This is a genomic window from Moorena sp., assembly GCF_982860115.1.
The window spans coordinates 1-16999 of record NZ_CEYLVT010000022.1; the positions used below are offsets into that span (position 1 = coordinate 1).

At 44.1% G+C, this 16999-nt stretch carries 7 protein-coding genes; all 7 read right to left on the bottom strand.

Annotation, left to right across the window (positions count from 1 at the left end; translation table 11 throughout):
- Positions 1-323 precede the first annotated feature (323 nt).
- Positions 324-2684, bottom strand: a complete 2361-nt coding sequence (locus tag AC4II3_RS06280) for a pentapeptide repeat-containing protein (protein WP_488006359.1) — start codon at positions 2682-2684, stop codon at positions 324-326.
- A 19-nt stretch (positions 2685-2703) separates the two neighbouring features.
- Positions 2704-3753, bottom strand: coding sequence for a DUF1822 family protein (locus AC4II3_RS06285; protein WP_488006357.1), 1050 nt, complete (start codon positions 3751-3753; stop codon positions 2704-2706).
- 163 nt (positions 3754-3916) lie between these two features.
- On the bottom strand, positions 3917-4669 hold the full coding sequence (locus AC4II3_RS06290; RefSeq protein WP_488006355.1) for a hypothetical protein: 753 nt from the start codon (positions 4667-4669) through the stop codon (positions 3917-3919).
- Between the two features lie 283 nt (positions 4670-4952).
- Positions 4953-5306, bottom strand: coding sequence for a ribbon-helix-helix protein, CopG family (locus AC4II3_RS06295; protein ID WP_488006353.1), 354 nt, complete (start codon positions 5304-5306; stop codon positions 4953-4955).
- A gap of 693 nt (positions 5307-5999) precedes the next feature.
- The gene (hrcA, locus tag AC4II3_RS06300; RefSeq protein WP_488006351.1) at positions 6000-7091 is read right to left on the bottom strand and encodes a heat-inducible transcriptional repressor HrcA; all 1092 of its coding nucleotides are present in this window, start codon (positions 7089-7091) and stop codon (positions 6000-6002) included.
- 377 nt (positions 7092-7468) lie between these two features.
- Positions 7469-7828, bottom strand: coding sequence for a rhodanese-like domain-containing protein (locus AC4II3_RS06305; protein WP_488006349.1), 360 nt, complete (start codon positions 7826-7828; stop codon positions 7469-7471).
- Between the two features lie 366 nt (positions 7829-8194).
- On the bottom strand, positions 8195-16891 hold the full coding sequence (locus tag AC4II3_RS06310; RefSeq protein ID WP_488006347.1) for an RHS repeat-associated core domain-containing protein: 8697 nt from the start codon (positions 16889-16891) through the stop codon (positions 8195-8197).
- Positions 16892-16999: the final 108 nt, after the last annotated feature.

Sequence of the window (16999 nt, forward strand, 5' to 3'; positions counted from 1 at the left end):
TAGGAGAAGCGTTGTTAGATTTTGAAACCGAAGTGGATTTGACCAATTGGTTGAATCAGCCTTAGTGGTGCGTTACGGGGCGGACTATCTCAACCCTGGCTACAAGGTTGAAGATGAAGGCAAGTCCGCCCCTAACGCACCCTACGCTCTTGCTTGAAAAAGTTATTAGAATTTTTTACATTAACCAAAATACTTATATAGTTTATTCTCTCTTGCCTATTGCTAGCATGCCTATTGCCTAAAGTGATATATTCACAACTAAAATTAAAATACGACTAACTGGAACAATCTTATCTATTATCAACCTTACACTATACGTCACACTATAAATCTCTCCAACCCTCAATCGTTGCCATTAAAATATTCACAAGGGGGTGGTCTATAGCTTCCTTGAAGGCATCAACTCCTCCAGCTTCCAAGGCATTAATAACCTTTGCTTTCAGGGTAGGATTACTGTTGATTTCTTCAGCAGCCTCAGCGACAACTGTTAATTTTTCAATTTCGGTTGTGGTTGGGTTGGTTTGTGAGAGTTGCTTTAAGAGTTGCTGAATCTCTGCTGCTGCCTCTGCCAAATTTTGTTTTTCGGTTGGGGCATAGTAGTGCTGAGTGCCAACTATTTGGCTGTCATTAGCTGTTCCCGCGTAAGCAAAACCGATTGAAGAATTGCTCTGGTCTATGTTGAATGTACGCTCTTCTGACATAGGTTGATTGTCTACTTTGGCTGCGAAATCAATAGCATTATGAATAGGTCTGTTAGCCTGGAGCTTAATGATTTCAACTAGGTCCGCACTTTGATGACGATAAATCTGTATTTGTTCATCCTTAGCCTTTAATTCAGCTAGATATCTTTCCTTGAATATTTGAAGTGATAACTCATAGTTATGAATGAAATCATTTTCAATTTCAGCTTTGTTGAACTCCCTAGGTGTGTTTATGCGAATCACGATAGTACCATCTCCCTTATTCTCAATAGATTGAATTGCTAACTCCTGTGCCCCGCTTTCAACTTTTAGCTTCTCGAATGAGGGAATAAATACCTGCCAGTTAACTCCATTAATGAAAATCAAATCAAGCGTTTCTAAAACTTTTTTAAATAACTTAGTAAATTCTCCTGGAGCAAAGTTACCGGTATGGGGACGGCGCTCTTGTTTAGAATCTCGTAGATAAACATAATAACAAATTATCCCATCAAGATTTGTGGCACGATTGATATTCCAGTCTTGTATACAAGCCCCAGTCAATAATGCTTGTTCAAAGTTAGTATTCAACCCTTGAACTGCCGTTAGATTAGCTCCAGTCAGATTGGCTTGACTGAGATTAGCTTCACTGAGATTAGCTTCACTGAGATTAGCTCCAGTCAGATTAGCGTGACTGAGATTAGCTTGACTGAAATTAGCTTGACTAAGATTAGCTCCACTAAGATTAACGTTACTAAGATTAGCTCCCCTAAGATTGGCTCCAGTTAAATTTATTTTGATTAGGTCTGGAACTAACTCAGTGTTTCTTTCCCTCCACTGATTCCAAGCTTCTAGTCTTTTTTGATATAAAATCAGGTCTTCGTTGTTGGCTTGCTGCTGAGTGATAAAGCTAATTGGAGCAAGATCATTCCAAGTGGGAGGCAATTCTGCTGGATTCTGGAACAAAACTGGCAACCAACTAGCACAGGGAAAATCATTCTCTAATCCTTGCAGTTGTTCCCGTGCTTCCCTTACTGCAATATATAAAGAGTTCCCCCTTGAAAATGAATTGAAAAATTCCTTTAAAAACTTCTGAGCAACTCGATCAGTTACTAGCTCTCGCATAACAATAACTTGCGGGATATGCAATTCAGCTAAACTTTGTGCTAAACCTAGACCATCACAAGAGTTAAAAATAGCTATTTTTAATCCCCGTTCAATTGAGGCTTTGAAAGCATTTTTTAAATCACTAATTTTCAATCTATCTGTTTGGTTAGTATAAATATAGCCGCTCTTGCCATCTCCTTGGCTGTAACTATGCCCAGAAAAAAAGAGGATATCCCAGCCTTTTTCATCCCATAATGCCCTATCTAATTCTAGGCGTGACGGCTCAACCAGAAACGTAATTTCTGTATTAGGTAAATGTTCTAGTAATTCTCGGTCTGTTTCAAGATTAATTCCATCACTGTTTCCCAAAACAGCTAAAATTCTCACCCTATCCTTGATAATAGAAGAGACGGTGCGCTTAACTCTATCATAGGTTAATTCCGCCAAAGCAACCTCAGCATACCGGTAAAAATCAAAAATTTCCCACAGATGCCAGGGGATTAGTCGTAATTGAATATCTTTCACTTGGATAAGTACGCGAATTTCGTCAGAAGGACTTAAATTTTGCATAAATCCCTCTTTGATGACACGAAAATCTTCAGAATTAAGCCAACTATTTAGACTTTTTACCAAGTTTTTGGATAATTGTCGAAACTGATCTCTACTGATGATAGAAGTGTTTATCTCTGATTTCTTCTTCAAAGCGCGTACAGAAAAACCTAGGTTTTGGTATATTAAATGCCAGCGCTTATGGAGTTTGGCAAATTCTGGTATTGGAGCCAATTTTCCTAGTTTTTCTATTACTGTAAAAGTGCGATAATCTCCAATTTTTATAGTAGCTGAACAACCAGTTTCAAGGGTTCCCTCTCCTAAATTTATTACAACTAATTTTTTAGCCATTTTGTATATTATAAAAAAACTAAACCATAAACAATTCTGTCAAACTGAAATTACCACCATAGTCTATTTTAACACTGAATTTATCTCCATAATCAGCACTAAACCTTAGCTGGATGCCAAGATCACCAAGTTGTGATTGTGCTTCTATAAACGTTTCATCTGAGTCATCAAGTAAAATCATCTTGGTATTTTCTTGTAAATCGTTTAGGTTGCTGATCGCATATAGCTGTAGGCGAATATCTACTTCATTATTAGTTTCTCTAGCTACATGGACGACTAAAGCCATCTGGCATCCATTATCCCAGGTAATTTTTTTAACTCGATGGACTCCTTTGATGTGCTTAAGAGCATATCTATAAGAAGGTTGTACTGTGTCTAAAATCTCGTGCCATGGATGCCAATTTTGTTGCTCCGCCTCACGAAAGTCATTGCCCAACCAATTGTTCAATTTTATTGGCTTCTGATCAATTTCAGTCTGCCAGGTATTGAGCACTGACGTTTCAGGTTCTACCTTTAGCTCATCAATTGGCTCATGAAGAAGCAAGGAGTCTTCTAATGGCTGACGCTCTAACACTTGTTTGGAAGTTTCAGGTTCTACCTTTAGCTCATCAATTGACTCAGAAAGAAGAAAGGAGTCTTCTAATAGCTGACGTTCTAAGACTTGTTTGACTGACAAAACTGGAAAAGTAGAGCCCATAGAATTTAATTGTTGAGCATTTAAGGTTACAAAGGCTTCCAGATTATTAGCGATTGCACAACCCACCTCTTCAGCAACTTCAAAACCTGTAAGCTCTATAAGGTCGTATAATCGATCTTTCTCTAAGATGGTGTAATCGAGAGAGCATTCCTTTAGGATTCCCTTTACCAGAGAGAAAATTTCTCTAGCATCTTTTTCGCTTCTTATGATTTTGGCGTAATAAAAGAATTTAGCCATAGTCGCTTTGGCAACATAGCCCTCGATTCGTTGGGATTCAATAATTTCCAACAACTTTAGCGTCTGTTCCAAAAACGGATCTTGCTTGATCAGAAGACACATCAAGACACTTAAACTTACCAAAATCCTCATCATTGAACATCAATAGCAGTTCTCAAATGAATAAACTACAGTGAACACACCCAGTGAACACACCCAGTGAATCTTGGTTACACCAACAGCTCATTCTCAGCTGACCACCTAATCAGGAATGGCGGCTATTCAAGTCAAAACTGCTGTATGCATCTTGTAACTAAATTTAGTAGTCTCTGAATTTAGAGTCTTTCGGAATTTCAGGGTTGACTGAGGACTGTTGATCTTTTAGGAGCTTACGCAATCGCGCTGATTTAGACCCCTTTGATAGAGAAGACCGAGGTTTACGGTTGCTTGGATCTTGATCCAGCACCTGGTTTAGATTTTCGTTCATCTTCATCAATAACTCTTCCAATTCATCCAGACGCCTCTCTACATTGGAGTCAGTCTCAGGTACAACGGACATTTCAGTTTCTACCTTTGGCTCATAAATTGGCTCAGGAAAAAGCAAGGAGTCTTCAATTCGCTCAGGAAAAAGCAAGGAGTCTTCTAATGGCTGACGCTTTAACACTTGTTTGACTGACAAAACTGGAAAAGTAGAGCCCATAGAATTTAATTGTTCAGCATTTAAGGTTACCAAGGCTTCCAGATGATTAGCAATTGTACAAACCAGCTCTTGAGCAACTTCAATACCTGTAACCTTTATAAGGTTGTACAATTTATCTTTCTCTAAGATGGTGTAATTCAAAGGGCATTCCTTTAGGATTCCCTTTACCATAGAGACAATTTCTATAGCATCTGTTTCGCTCCTGCAGTTTTTGGCCTCACACAAGAATTTCTCCAGAGTCACTTTGGCAACATAGCCCTCGATTCGCTGGGATTTAATGATTTTCAATAGCTTTCTAGTTTCTTCCAAGAACGGCTCTTTCTCGATCAGGAGAGGAATCAAGGCACTTAAACCTATCACAACCTTCATCATGATTGAACATCTATAGCAGTTTTCAAATTAGTAGACTACAGTGAACACACCCAGTGAATGTTGGTTATACCAACAGCTCACTCTCAGCTTACCCCCTAATCAGGGATGGGGGCTATTCAAGTCAAAACTGTTGAGGCATCTTGTTACTAAATTTAGTAGTCCCTGAATTTAGAGTCTCTCGGAATCTCGGGTTTGACTGAGGACTGTTGATCTTTTAAAACCTACGCAATTGCTCTGCGTTAGACCCTTTTGATACAGAAGACCGAGGTTTACGGCTGCTTGGCTACTGATCCAACACCTGGTTTAGATTCTCCTTCATCTCCATGAATAACTCTTGCAATTCATCCAGACGCCTCTCGACATTGGAGTCTGTCTTAGGTACCGGGGAACCTCCCAGGGATTGAGTAACTCCTTGAATCGCAAGTGCGAGATCAGTAACATTGGTTTGTTTTCTGAGGTTCTCAACGGAGGCTTCTACTACTGTTAAACGCTCTTCTACTGAGTCATCGGTTTCCAAACCCTGTCTGAGCAGTCTGTTGATTAACTCTGTCACTGAAATGCCCATCTCCTCAGCGCGCTCTTTGAGGGCTTGTGCTAGGTCTTCAGATAGTCTGAAGCTAACGAGTTTCCTAGACATAACAATTTATTCACATTAACTAGTGATATACGTATTATAGCTTTTTTGGAGGCTAGTGATATACGTATTATAGCTTTTTTGGACGCTAGTGTGATCAGAAATTACTATGATATGGTTCCCATAACCCAGTTAATCTAGGTATTTAGGCTATTTTGAAAAAAATAGCCCCTAGGTCAGCCTGTCTGCTAGTGGCAAAATTAGCTATACGTATGATATACAAAAGATATATGTACATCACTTAAGGGGCCAAAATGAAACGTGCCACTCTCAGGAACCATTTCAGAAGAGCGAAAACTCCGATAGCGGTACTAAGCGCAATACTTGTCGGAGCTAACGCTGGGATTCAGATTTGGCTAAATTTAGATTTAAACAGTCAAATCCAGGAGATTATCAACAAAATCTCATCATATTGGGGCTTATTCTGAAACAAGCAGGAAAGATACGGACTTTCCTGAAGATCTACCTCCTAAACTCTGAAGAAGCTACAAAAATCTGTGACTTGCCCAGCCAGTGGCAAAGGGAATGGGTCGATTTGGGTGCATCTCTAGCTATGGTCCCTGTTTTAGGCAAGCAAATGAGTTGGGACTTAGAAATTTTTCAAGTCCCGTTGGGTATAGTAATTAGAATAATTTGGACAAAGAGCTCGAGGTCGCATTACCGATCAACGTCTTGCTGTTACCGTAACACTTCCCTTTACGCTGGTTGACTCAAGGCTTCCGTTAGATAATCTGCCGCTGCTTCCACTAATGCGATCGCATTTTCATAAATCATGCGAGTTGGTCCAATAATCCCTACACTTCCCACTGGGACTTTATCTTGCTGATAGTTAGCAGACACCAAGGTACAGCCACGCATCGGTTCCAAGGAATTCTCTGCACCAATCCTAATTTTCACACGAGACTTAAATTCCAACTCTTCCGGTACTTTAAAGATTACTGACCACAATTGCTCCTGTTCCTCTTCCAACAGATGCAGCAAGTCTAGAGTCTGGTCGATTTCCGAAAATTCTGGTTGACGCAACACCTCTGAGATGCCACGAATCATAATCGGGCTGGACTTAGGTACTACAGTGCGACGGGTCAACTCAGTTAATAAATTGCTTAAAAAATCCGCATAGCGGACAAATTCTCGGTCTAATTCACTCCAATCTAATGTCTCCAATTCCGTGAGAGTTCGCCCTCGCAGCTTACTATTCAAAAAGTTAGATAATATTTTTAACTCCCGCTCCACAATCGACTCATCAACGGTATTATCATCTTCTGAGTGGGGCAGATTCATCAATACCGACTGAGTTTCATAACTATCGGTAACTATAATCAACATCACCTGCCCTAGCTCTAGGTGCATCAACTGTAGATGGCGCAGGCGAGTAGTGCGATTGTCAGGGAAAGTAATTAAAGCAATATATCCACTGACCGTTGCCAGAATTTGAGCAGCATCCCTTAGCAACACCTCAAACTTAGCTTCCTCCCAGTTCAACTTGTCTGCCAGTAAATTTTCAACATACTGACTCAAGGTTTCTGACGGTTGAATCAGCTGGTCAACATAGGTTCGATAACCTGAATCAGAAGGAACCCTACCTGCAGAAGTGTGCGGTTGATATAGTAGTCCAACTTTTTCCAACATACTCATGCAAGAACGAATCGTCGCTGGACTGACACTCAGGTCATATTCTTGAACCAAGGCTTTAGAACCAACCGGTTCCGCCGTGGCAATATAGTGACGAATAGTCGCCCAGAGAATATGTTGTTGCCGACTTGTTAAACTTAATTGTTGGCGAGACATTTTGAACCAAAGCTGAACTTAATTTTAAAGGGAAAAAAGTCTAAATTAGAGGGAGGAGTTACCATTTAAGGTTATCAAACATACTAAAAATGGAATGTTGGCTAAAAGCTGGGTTTAGTTAAGCCTGCTTTAGTCCAAAATAGTAGGGCTGATAATTAGATATCCCAATCAATCACCAAAAATCAGGGTTGGTTTTGGTGCAGGTTGGAAGTATCTGGGATTTATCCATAGGTATGGCAGGATCTGCTGACCCAAGGATTAAGTTGGTTATTAATACATTTGCTCTAAGAATATTTGCTCTAAGAACATTTGCTCTAAGAACATTTGTTCTAAGATAGCAGAATAAACTCATAGCAGTAGTTAGCAGTGACCTGCAATTAGTAACGAGGAATGCTATGATCAACTATGATTGAGTATGCGTCAATACCCCCAGCTACATTTTTGACATTGGTGAACCCCTGACTGATTAACCACTGACACATCTGAGCCGAGCGCATACCATGATGGCACATGACCATGGTTTCAACGGTGGGGTCAAAGCGAGTAGAGATTTCCCCAGACCACTGAGCAAATTCACTCAAAGGCAGAATTTCAAAGCGTTCTATAGAAGCGATCGCAACTTCTTGCCGTTCTCGGACATCAATAAGCTGTAACTGCTCCGGGGAATCTGCCATCTGCCTTGCCAGTTGTTCAACACTGATTTCAACAAGAGGTTGATCAAACGATTGAGCGACCATAGGACGGAAATAGCTGTAACGCGCTTGTTTTCTTAGTTTTGACCTTTATTCTACCTCTAGTAATCCCAATTTCATTTATTTCCCCGACAGGTGATGGAGTGATCGGGTGCAGGGCTATTTCATTCTAAATAGGTCTTTGAGTGTGTTTTGGCTAAAACCAGCCCGACGCTGGGCTTGAGCCATGTTTTGAACTAAATGAGTGACGCATTTAGTTCAAGATTGAGTCAAAACTCCAGTTATATCATGTCCGGTTGAATACTTATACTTTGGGGAAAACAAGGCAGAGGGAAGAAGGCATAAGGTAGAAGTAAAGGAGTAAGGTTTCAAGGGTAATGGTTTTTTATAACTAATTATCCGAACATGATATTACCAAGGATAATAGTCTTCCGGATCGTTCGCCATATTCAAGAAATATTCTCCCTTGGGTGTTTTCCCGGGCTGATAAGAGTATCGGTATTCCAAGGCTCTAAAATTAATTTTTGCCAATTCAAACCAGTTCTTATTAAGTAAGTCATTACGCAACACTTCCCCCCAGCCCGGTTGCGGAGCCGATTGATAGATATCATTTGGATCAAAGGTAAAGACATACACTTCCTCCATACCCGGTTCCGCCACTGGTGAAATATTGAGACCGTAAACCTTTTGCAGTACATAAACCGCATATAGTGCCGAAATTCCCTGGGGCTTGTAGTGTCCTGAAGCACTATCGATCGTAATAACCTGTCCGTTCTGATCAATTTTAAACCAACCTGCTGCAAAAATCGGCGCTCCACCCCCGAGTTGAGAGTGGTTACGGATTTGTTCAAAGCCGTATTTACCCCTGCCGTCTGCCTCGAAACTTTTGTTAAGACAGATTGTCGGTAAGTACCGGAATTCGTGATTGGTATCTAAGGTATAAATGTACCAGCCCTGCTTCAACAGTTGACCGTCCTTACCAAGTGGTCGTCCATCACTTGTGGTATTGGTGAACCGGAAAGCCGCGTAATTGTTTAAGTCATAAGACCGCCATTTCAGGAAATCATCCAGTACGGAACCGCGTTTGACGTCTTGTGGTTCGATGCGTAAATCCTGACGAATTTGCTGGAGTTCAGCGTCCACTTTTTGGAGTTCATCTTGAGGAGGTTTCGGTTTGTAAGAACCAGACGATAGCCATGTGCGACGGTGCAAGATGACCGACAAACCCAATACCGCTAGACCCAAACTCCACCCGACTATTGTCCTGCAACTAATTCGGCCTGAGGGATCGATGAAGTTCACAGGGTTGTTCCCGGTGTAGCTATAGGGCGAGGGGAATTGGCTCGCCGGGTCGGGGGCGAAGAAGCGTCCGAGTTGGGGGTCATACATCCGTGCCCGATAATTGTAAAGTCCGGAAACCGCATCAAATTCTTGACCCGTATAGCGATAGGGGATGCTGCTATTTGAGGAAGTTCGCATGCTACCGCCAAAAGGCAGGTAATCATAGGAGGCAGTGATTTGACCTGATTCACCATTTACCACTCCCCTCACAGAACCCAAATGATCTGAAATCAAATAGAAGACATTGTCCCCACCCTTGTAGGCAATCATTTTTCCTCGACTGCCATAGATGTAGTAGGTCACCACATCCGCTTGACCGCTCTGTTTAAGGATCTCCATCAAGGGTAAATCATTGGTACCATGGAGGTACAATAAAGAGGAAAGTTCCTTGTTGCCTGAATCTTGGCACTTCGCCCAGGTACGGCGATTATTGCCGCCGTAATTATAGGTCAAGGAATATCCGTTACTCATAGCGATAGACGCAGTTAACTGGGTTACCGGGTCGTAGGCAATGCGATCGATTTCGAGGGACAACGATTGGGTGACATTACCATTCGTGTCGTATTGAAAGGTAACATTTTCAACTGTTTGGGTGGAAGTAAGGCTCACCTCATCCAAGTAAATATCAGGTCCGGTGTCACTACCTGATGCGGGTATTAGATAATTAATACATTCCAAAGTGACGTAATTTAAGTCCTCATTCAAACCAAGGTCAGATCGTAGCGCAGGGAGGTTGATTGGCTGGCTCATTTGCGACCAGTTTTCGCTAGTATCTTCCACAGCGGCCACAAGGATAGACAGGATTTGTCCCGTATCGGTGTAAAAACCAACATACCAACCCGCTTGACCATATCCTTGTGAAAAGCCAGCACTTGTTTTGATTTTGTAGGATAGAGAATAGGTGCCGTTGGGGTCTAGGTAAGTACTCAGTTTTAGACGCTCATAGTGCCCTAAACTTCCTCCTGCTAGTTTCAAGACTTTGCCCTGTTGACCATCGTCCACCACAGCAGACATGGAAGGACCACCATTGTTGCTGCCCCAGCACCATCCCGAAGCACAGGTGGGCGAGGTAGTCAGGGTTTCAAAGTTAAGGCTGTTATTAACTGTGGTAGAGACCTTGGAGACTTGGTTGTTCTGAGGAGGTTTGCTTGCTGTTTCCCGATAAGAATAGACTTCTTTGGTCAGTCCCCTTTGCAGACGGACAATGTTTCCATTGTTATCGTATCCCGCCTGATTATCATAACCAAAGCTGAATGTCCAAGCATTGTTTTGGTTATTGTTGGCGGATGTGAGTCGGCTCAAATGGTCGTAGGCATAGTCATACTTGAAGTTAGTCGGAGGAGATGACCATTTGTCAGGCTTGAAAGTATTTTGGATGCCAGTGATATTTCCGTTGTAACGGGGATTGGGTTGCGAATCGCCATAGTAACTCAAAGTCTGATTGAAATAAGGGTCATCCATGCTTTCAAGCCAGCCTTGGAAGTTGTAGGAAAATAACCGGTTAAAGCTATTGGGCGAGACCTGTCCCTGTGGATTGCCCTTGCCATTGTTCAAACTTTCTGTGGTGATGTTGCCCATTGGGTCGTAGGTATAGGCAGCATAGTATTTTTCCCCCGCATCAGCGAGATGAGACGGGTCAATGACTTCGGTTCCGGTTAAGGGATCGCCGACGGATGCCAATTGGCCTAAGCGATTATAGTAATAGCCGACTTGGAATTTCTGACCACCTGCCACGTGTGGGTAAGTGATTTTGATAACCCTGTCGAGATTGTCGTACTTATAATCGGTAAGATAGGTTTCACTGCCGAAGTTTACGACCTTATTTGTTTTCTGAACAATATTGCCACTGCTGTCATAGGAATAGGTCTCTACATCCGCGCCCGATGGGTTGTTATTAATCTGGACAATGGCGAGCCGTCCCAGCAGATTCTTTTCAGTCGGTCGGTTGGAGTCAGTGTCGTAGATGAACCTTTGGTACCACTTACCGGCAGCATAATTCGGACTAGTGTTGTCTTCCGGATGTGGCCATTCTTGATTGTTAGCCTTTGCCTTGAGGGCAGCACCGTTCGTTCCCCATTGGTAGTTACTGTCCTGGATATATCCCCGTTCTGTTTCACGCCCTAATTTATCGTATTGAATGTATAGAATTCGCTGAGGTATTTGAGCCGCACCGTTAGCATCTAGAATAAACCGTGGCCGATCGGCATTATCGTAAATGAATTGGGTAGTATGGGAATCAGGAGTGGTTCTGGAAATTAGCAACTTACGAAAATCGTAGGTTTGGGATTCCGTCCAATCAGACGCTTGAGAACCGTCCGGTGGATTGAAGTAGTTGGGTTGCTTCAAGGTCGTCAACAGACCAGCCCCATTGTATTCATAAAAAGTTGTTTGGTAGGAGCCATTTTCCAACAGCGTACGTCGAGCAATCATGTTGCCTGCTTGATCTGTTAAGATATAGGTTGGCACACCGTTTTGATCGGTCACTTTCTCCAGGTAGTAATGCTTCTGAGAGCCGGAAGGGAGAAGATCTTTCATGACACTGCCGTCACCGGCGGCAGTATTGCTCATGTAGTCATAACTCACCGTGAATTGAGTTGCATCGGCGTTCTTTTCCCTTGGCATAATCTGTGCCGTGATCCGAGAAAGAGGTGAAGTCTCATAGTGGATGGTGGTATAGTCATAGACTCCTGATGCCCCGTCGAGATAGTTTTGCTTGGTGAGCGGTTGACCTTGAGGATCGACCAAGTAAGTTCCTTGGTTACCTTCTAACAAAGCTGCTTGATTGTTGTTTTCCCCAACTCCCGGAGATGCAATTTTCAAAGAAGAAGTCAAGGGATTACGCTCATACTCAGGTCGCCCCAGTGCATCCAAGAAGGTTCCTGAACCGTCGGCGGGGTAATTCCCAGTCGGGATAGTATCATATCCCTGATAACCAACGGCCTGAATAACGCTACCGATTCCAGATAGGAAGGAAACCCCTAGTTGGGGGTTATTGAGCACAATCAGGTCATCAAACGCGCCTGCTTGTTTCAGGGTCAATACCGGTTTGCCTATGTTAGCTGCTGCTGCATTCCTTCGGTATTGATAGCAGAAGAGTTGGATGCCATTGACATAAAACATCGCAAACCCTTCGATAATCACTAAAACCCAATTTTCGCCGAAGCCGATCCCATGGCTTTCCGCTTTATTTTGAAGTTGGCCGTTTTCCATTTGGGCCAAACGCCACAGCTTGGCGTTGCCATCCCAGTAAACAAAGAGGTCTCCGTTACCAATGCCCGCAGTGCCTCCATCATCCGTTTCGACCACCACCCGCACGGCGAAGTTAGTGAATGCGAACAGGTTCAGAGTTGCAGTACCACCCAGAGGATGATTAGAAGGCGGGTTAGGTGGAGAATAGGTGAGTTGGCCGCCAGTGATGTTCCATGGGCCATCAGTGAAGCTCCAGTCTGAAGTATTTCCGTCATGGAAATCGTAATAGACGCTGTCGCTAGTTGTGACTAGTCGCAAGACACTGTTGGGGAAATCGGGGACAAACCGGTCTGAACTTGTCAAGGTACGGGATAATGCGGGTACAATCAGCGACTTCACCTTTTCCTGAGGACCCACTTGAGCGATAAGCCGCTGATAGCTGTCGTACAGATAACCGATGGTTTCCCCGTTGTTGCTTAGGGTGGCGGAGGTTCGTAAGGAATCAGGATCATAAACTGTAGCAGCAAAGGTTCCATTGACAGGAGAGAAACGCAGATTATCGACTAGTGTATACTTATTGGTGTTTTGGTTATAGGCGCGAATAACAATATTTAAGTTGACATTATTTAAGTTGACATTAGTAGGAAGCCCATTCCGTAAACTTACAAGATCTATGGTCTGTTGCACATAAATCCACTGATTCTTAGTATTTCCGATATCCAAATTCATTGTTGTACCCACTTGGGCACCGGTATCGACCCGATAAATATTGATCTCCCAGCGAGCCTGACCGTTTACTGGGTCAAAGCCGGATTCCGATTTGACCCAGCTGGAAAATACGTAAGAGCGGTCTTGGCTATTTGGCTGGAACTGTCGAATCGGTCCGATTTTTTGACCTGGGAATGCAGATAATTTCAGGCTGCGAGTGCCTGTGTGATAATCCAGGGTTGTAATGTTTTCGGTTAAGGTTCCATTTGAGGATGAAAACCCCCATCCCTGATCAGTTTCATAAGGTTCAAAATCATAATAATTTCCCTCTTGTGCTGAAGTGTCGCAATGATTGAAACGGGCAACGGGCAACCACCCTGACTTCCCATAAATTGTAGAGGCAACGACTCCGTCCACGTTGGTGTTCTTTGCCACTAGCCCGGTGGCTGTTCTTGCTAGAACCCTATGGGTATTGAGCCAATCCGAGCCAGGAGCCCTACTCCCGTTCCAGTCAGTAAAGGTTGCCCCAGCGGACAACGCCTCAAATGACTGCCAGGGTGCCCACTGCCCTGGTCCATGTCCCCATTCTTCCTTCCATGTCGTCACCGATATAGCTGTCACTTCCGGGGCTTGACCTGTGACTTCAGTTTTTTCAGTAGTTTGAATGATAGGTGCTAACAGGTTAAGAGTTCGAACTCTGTTGTATTCTTCCCACCAGTACTTAAATTCCTGAACTAAAAATTCCTGGATGCCAGCACAGTTGTAGTTTTGGGAACGAATTCGAATGACTAAACCCGTTTCGGCAGCGTAAGAGTAAGTTATGGGGCTAATAACGTTGTCTAGCATCGGCACATCTTTTATCAACCGCGTGTAGGTGCCGTTGCCATTTTGTCCCAGAGACTTAGTGAATATTTGCCAATATTTTTCAACTGAGGACTGCTTGGTTCCGCCGTGATCAAACACCTGCTCGGCGTACATCATGCCTTTGACGAGACTGTAGTACTCTTGGGTATTAGTCCCAGACGGAAATAGCAAAGCGGGTGTCTCGTCTGGCGTTAGACCGTTAAAGAAGTAAGTTTCGGTATAACCATAGGTGTTGAAGTTTGCGGCTTCACTGCCCTGAATTGTGGTGACTTTGTTAAACTGTGGTATGTAACCAAAGGCTCCAACCGTGGCATTGGCTTTGTCGTATTGGTAACCGGTGGTCACTGTTTGGTAGCCATCGTTAACCAAGATGCCAGTCACACCATATCCGTTTTGATTACCAGAGGTGGCTTCGGTTACCACGCGGTGGAGATTCAGCACCGACCCAGGGGTATCAAACGTGCCAGTATAGGTGACAAAAGCATTTAGACCCACCAAGGTTTCGGGTGGGTGTCCGTCGATATAGATCTTATTTCCGGTCAGCGTAATCGCTGCTTGTGTATTGGCGATACCACCGTTTTTGAGGGTATAAATGAAAGTATCCGCACCGTTTTGATAGATTAGATACCGGGATGCTAATAATTGTAGACTGGCGAGATCAGACCCTGTGGGTGGATTGGGTATGGTCAATTGATCTGAGAAAGAACCGTCAGGATTCCAATAGTAGACTTTGTTGTTAAATAGCACGAAGTTACTAGGAGCATTGTGGGTTCGGGGGGCGATCGCTCCCACTTCTCCATTGGTCCCAGTGGTACTCATTCCAGGGGGAACTGACCAACTTCCGGTATTTGGGTCATAAGCCACTAGATCATAGGTGTAGGTATTGGGAGCGCTGTTTTGCCAAACCCGCAGTACTCGATCGTAACCATAGGAAATCGATCGCAGTGCCTGTACGTTAGTGTAATTAATTTCTGTGAGATTCTTGGTTTGCCAGCAGAGACCGTCAAATCGAAACACAACTTGCCCCAGTGCAATGGTGCTCCCATGAATGACGGGAGCAGAACCGTTTTGCGATGTACCAACCTTGCCCAAGTTGTACGAGAACAATTCTGTAAAATCTCGATTCCACCAAAAGACCCGATATTGGGATTCCGTCACTTCTCCTGTGGTGGACATGCTTTCTTCCACGACGAAGGTTGGGCCTGCATAGAGATTCAACCCGGTTAAACCCGCAACCAATCGCGTCCGTGAAAAACCGTAAGCCTGCCAAGTTCCCAGCTCATCTAGGACGAAAAGGGAGATGTGCATAGGGTCACTTGTTTCAACCTCGGCAGTTCCCAGAACGGTCAACAGGTTGTATTTTGCAGTTGCTGCAAAGCGAGCGGGAGAAGCTCCTGCGGAAAGTTGCACCGAGTCGTCTGCCCAAGTCACACCATTCCAGCGGTAACGAAAGAGTTTCCCACTAGTTTGGCCCAATACACCGAGATAGCGATCGCCCGCCACCACTTGGGTCGGTTCACCTACGGCAAAATCGGTCGTAAAATAGTTCACCATATTCTGCCCAGAACCCACTTGGGGTTGAATCCATTCCCCCGCCTGATTGGGATTTTGGTGGTACAGGTAGATGTGTTGGCTGTTCTGAATTGCAAAGAAACCGTCCACGGCCAACAAAACAGCAGCATTGTAGGCATTAGCGTTAGTAACAGCCATGCTGCCCAGGTCTTTGAACAACCAGCGACCGTCCCAAGTATAGGCTCTCACGTTCAACGTGTTGTCGCTGCCGTACCACAGCACAACTGTATAGTCCGAGGCAAAAGCAAAGCGAGGCTGGCTATAGGTCACACCGCTTTTAGAGGGCTGCTCCATCGTCCTATTGCGACTGGACAAACCCAGCGTTTGTTCGCTGTAATGGTAGGTGATCGTGCCGCCTTCCGGCAGGGTTACGGTATTGATGGCACCGTAGAGGGCATGGGTAGTCCGATTGTAGATGTTGGTCGCATCTACTCCATCGGTACTGTTCTGGCCGTAATAGGTGAACTTGTATGCAGGCAAGGTATACCCGCCAGGGTTCTCACGGTAAATCGAGGTTAGCAATCGCTTTTTAAGCTTGCCTTGGCCAATGAAGGCAGTGCCGCCCGCAGCATCCTGATAACCAAATTTTACGGTTTCCAGCAAGGTGTTGGTTGCACTTTTGACAGTGATGGACTGGAGGTAACGGGTTTCGTAACGAGACTGATAGGCGTTGGGTGCCGAGGGGTTGGTGTGGGGATCTTGGTACTCGTCCGCTTCTTTTTCGCCATAGTTAAAGCTGAGAGACTCGCCTGTTACACCAATGACTTTGCTGAGGTAAGCAGCTTGGGTGTAGGAAAAGGGTGGGTTTTCAGTTTGGGAATGGGGTTTGACATCTTGACTGACGATTTCGTAGTGAAACTCTATCCTGTCGCCCCAACGATTTGTAATGGCATTGAGGTTCCAAGCCAATACAATTGCCGATTGTCCCTTAGTTTGGGTTGAGGAATCGATCCAATTGTCCCAAGCAATGCCCCATTGCAGGCTGTTGTTGACACTCTTCAGATTGCCGTAAAGGTAAGTGTCGCCATTCTCTCGGACAATCGTCCAGAGTTCTTGAGTAGGGTTATAGAGGATCTTCCAAAAGGAATAGTTGCGAGTCTCAAAAATCCAACTGCCATCGGTGTCAGTGCCAGTACGCACCAGCAGGCTGCTGGTTTCTCCGCCCAACAGGTAAAAGGTGTCGTCGGACAGGTTGGCGCTGTTTTGGCGATCTACGACAATGGTTTCAAAGGGCAATGTCCAGCCTAACCCTAGCACACCCGTGGGGGCGTCCAGGTTCCAAGTGGTAACAGTTTGGCGTACTTGGCTGTTGTAAAAGATGGAAAGATCCAAATTCAAGCCGTTCCGGCCCGGTCGGGTGATGAGATTGACCGGAAATCCGGAGGAACCGGTGAAAAGATTAACGCTATTTTGCAATGCATCTGATTGTATCATTATCAGTTCCTAATGAAATCCAGCATTTCTCAAAGATTTGCAAAACTCCATACTTTCAATCCCTCAGCCTGAACCTTAGCCTCCTTTGACCGAATCGGATTGACTTTA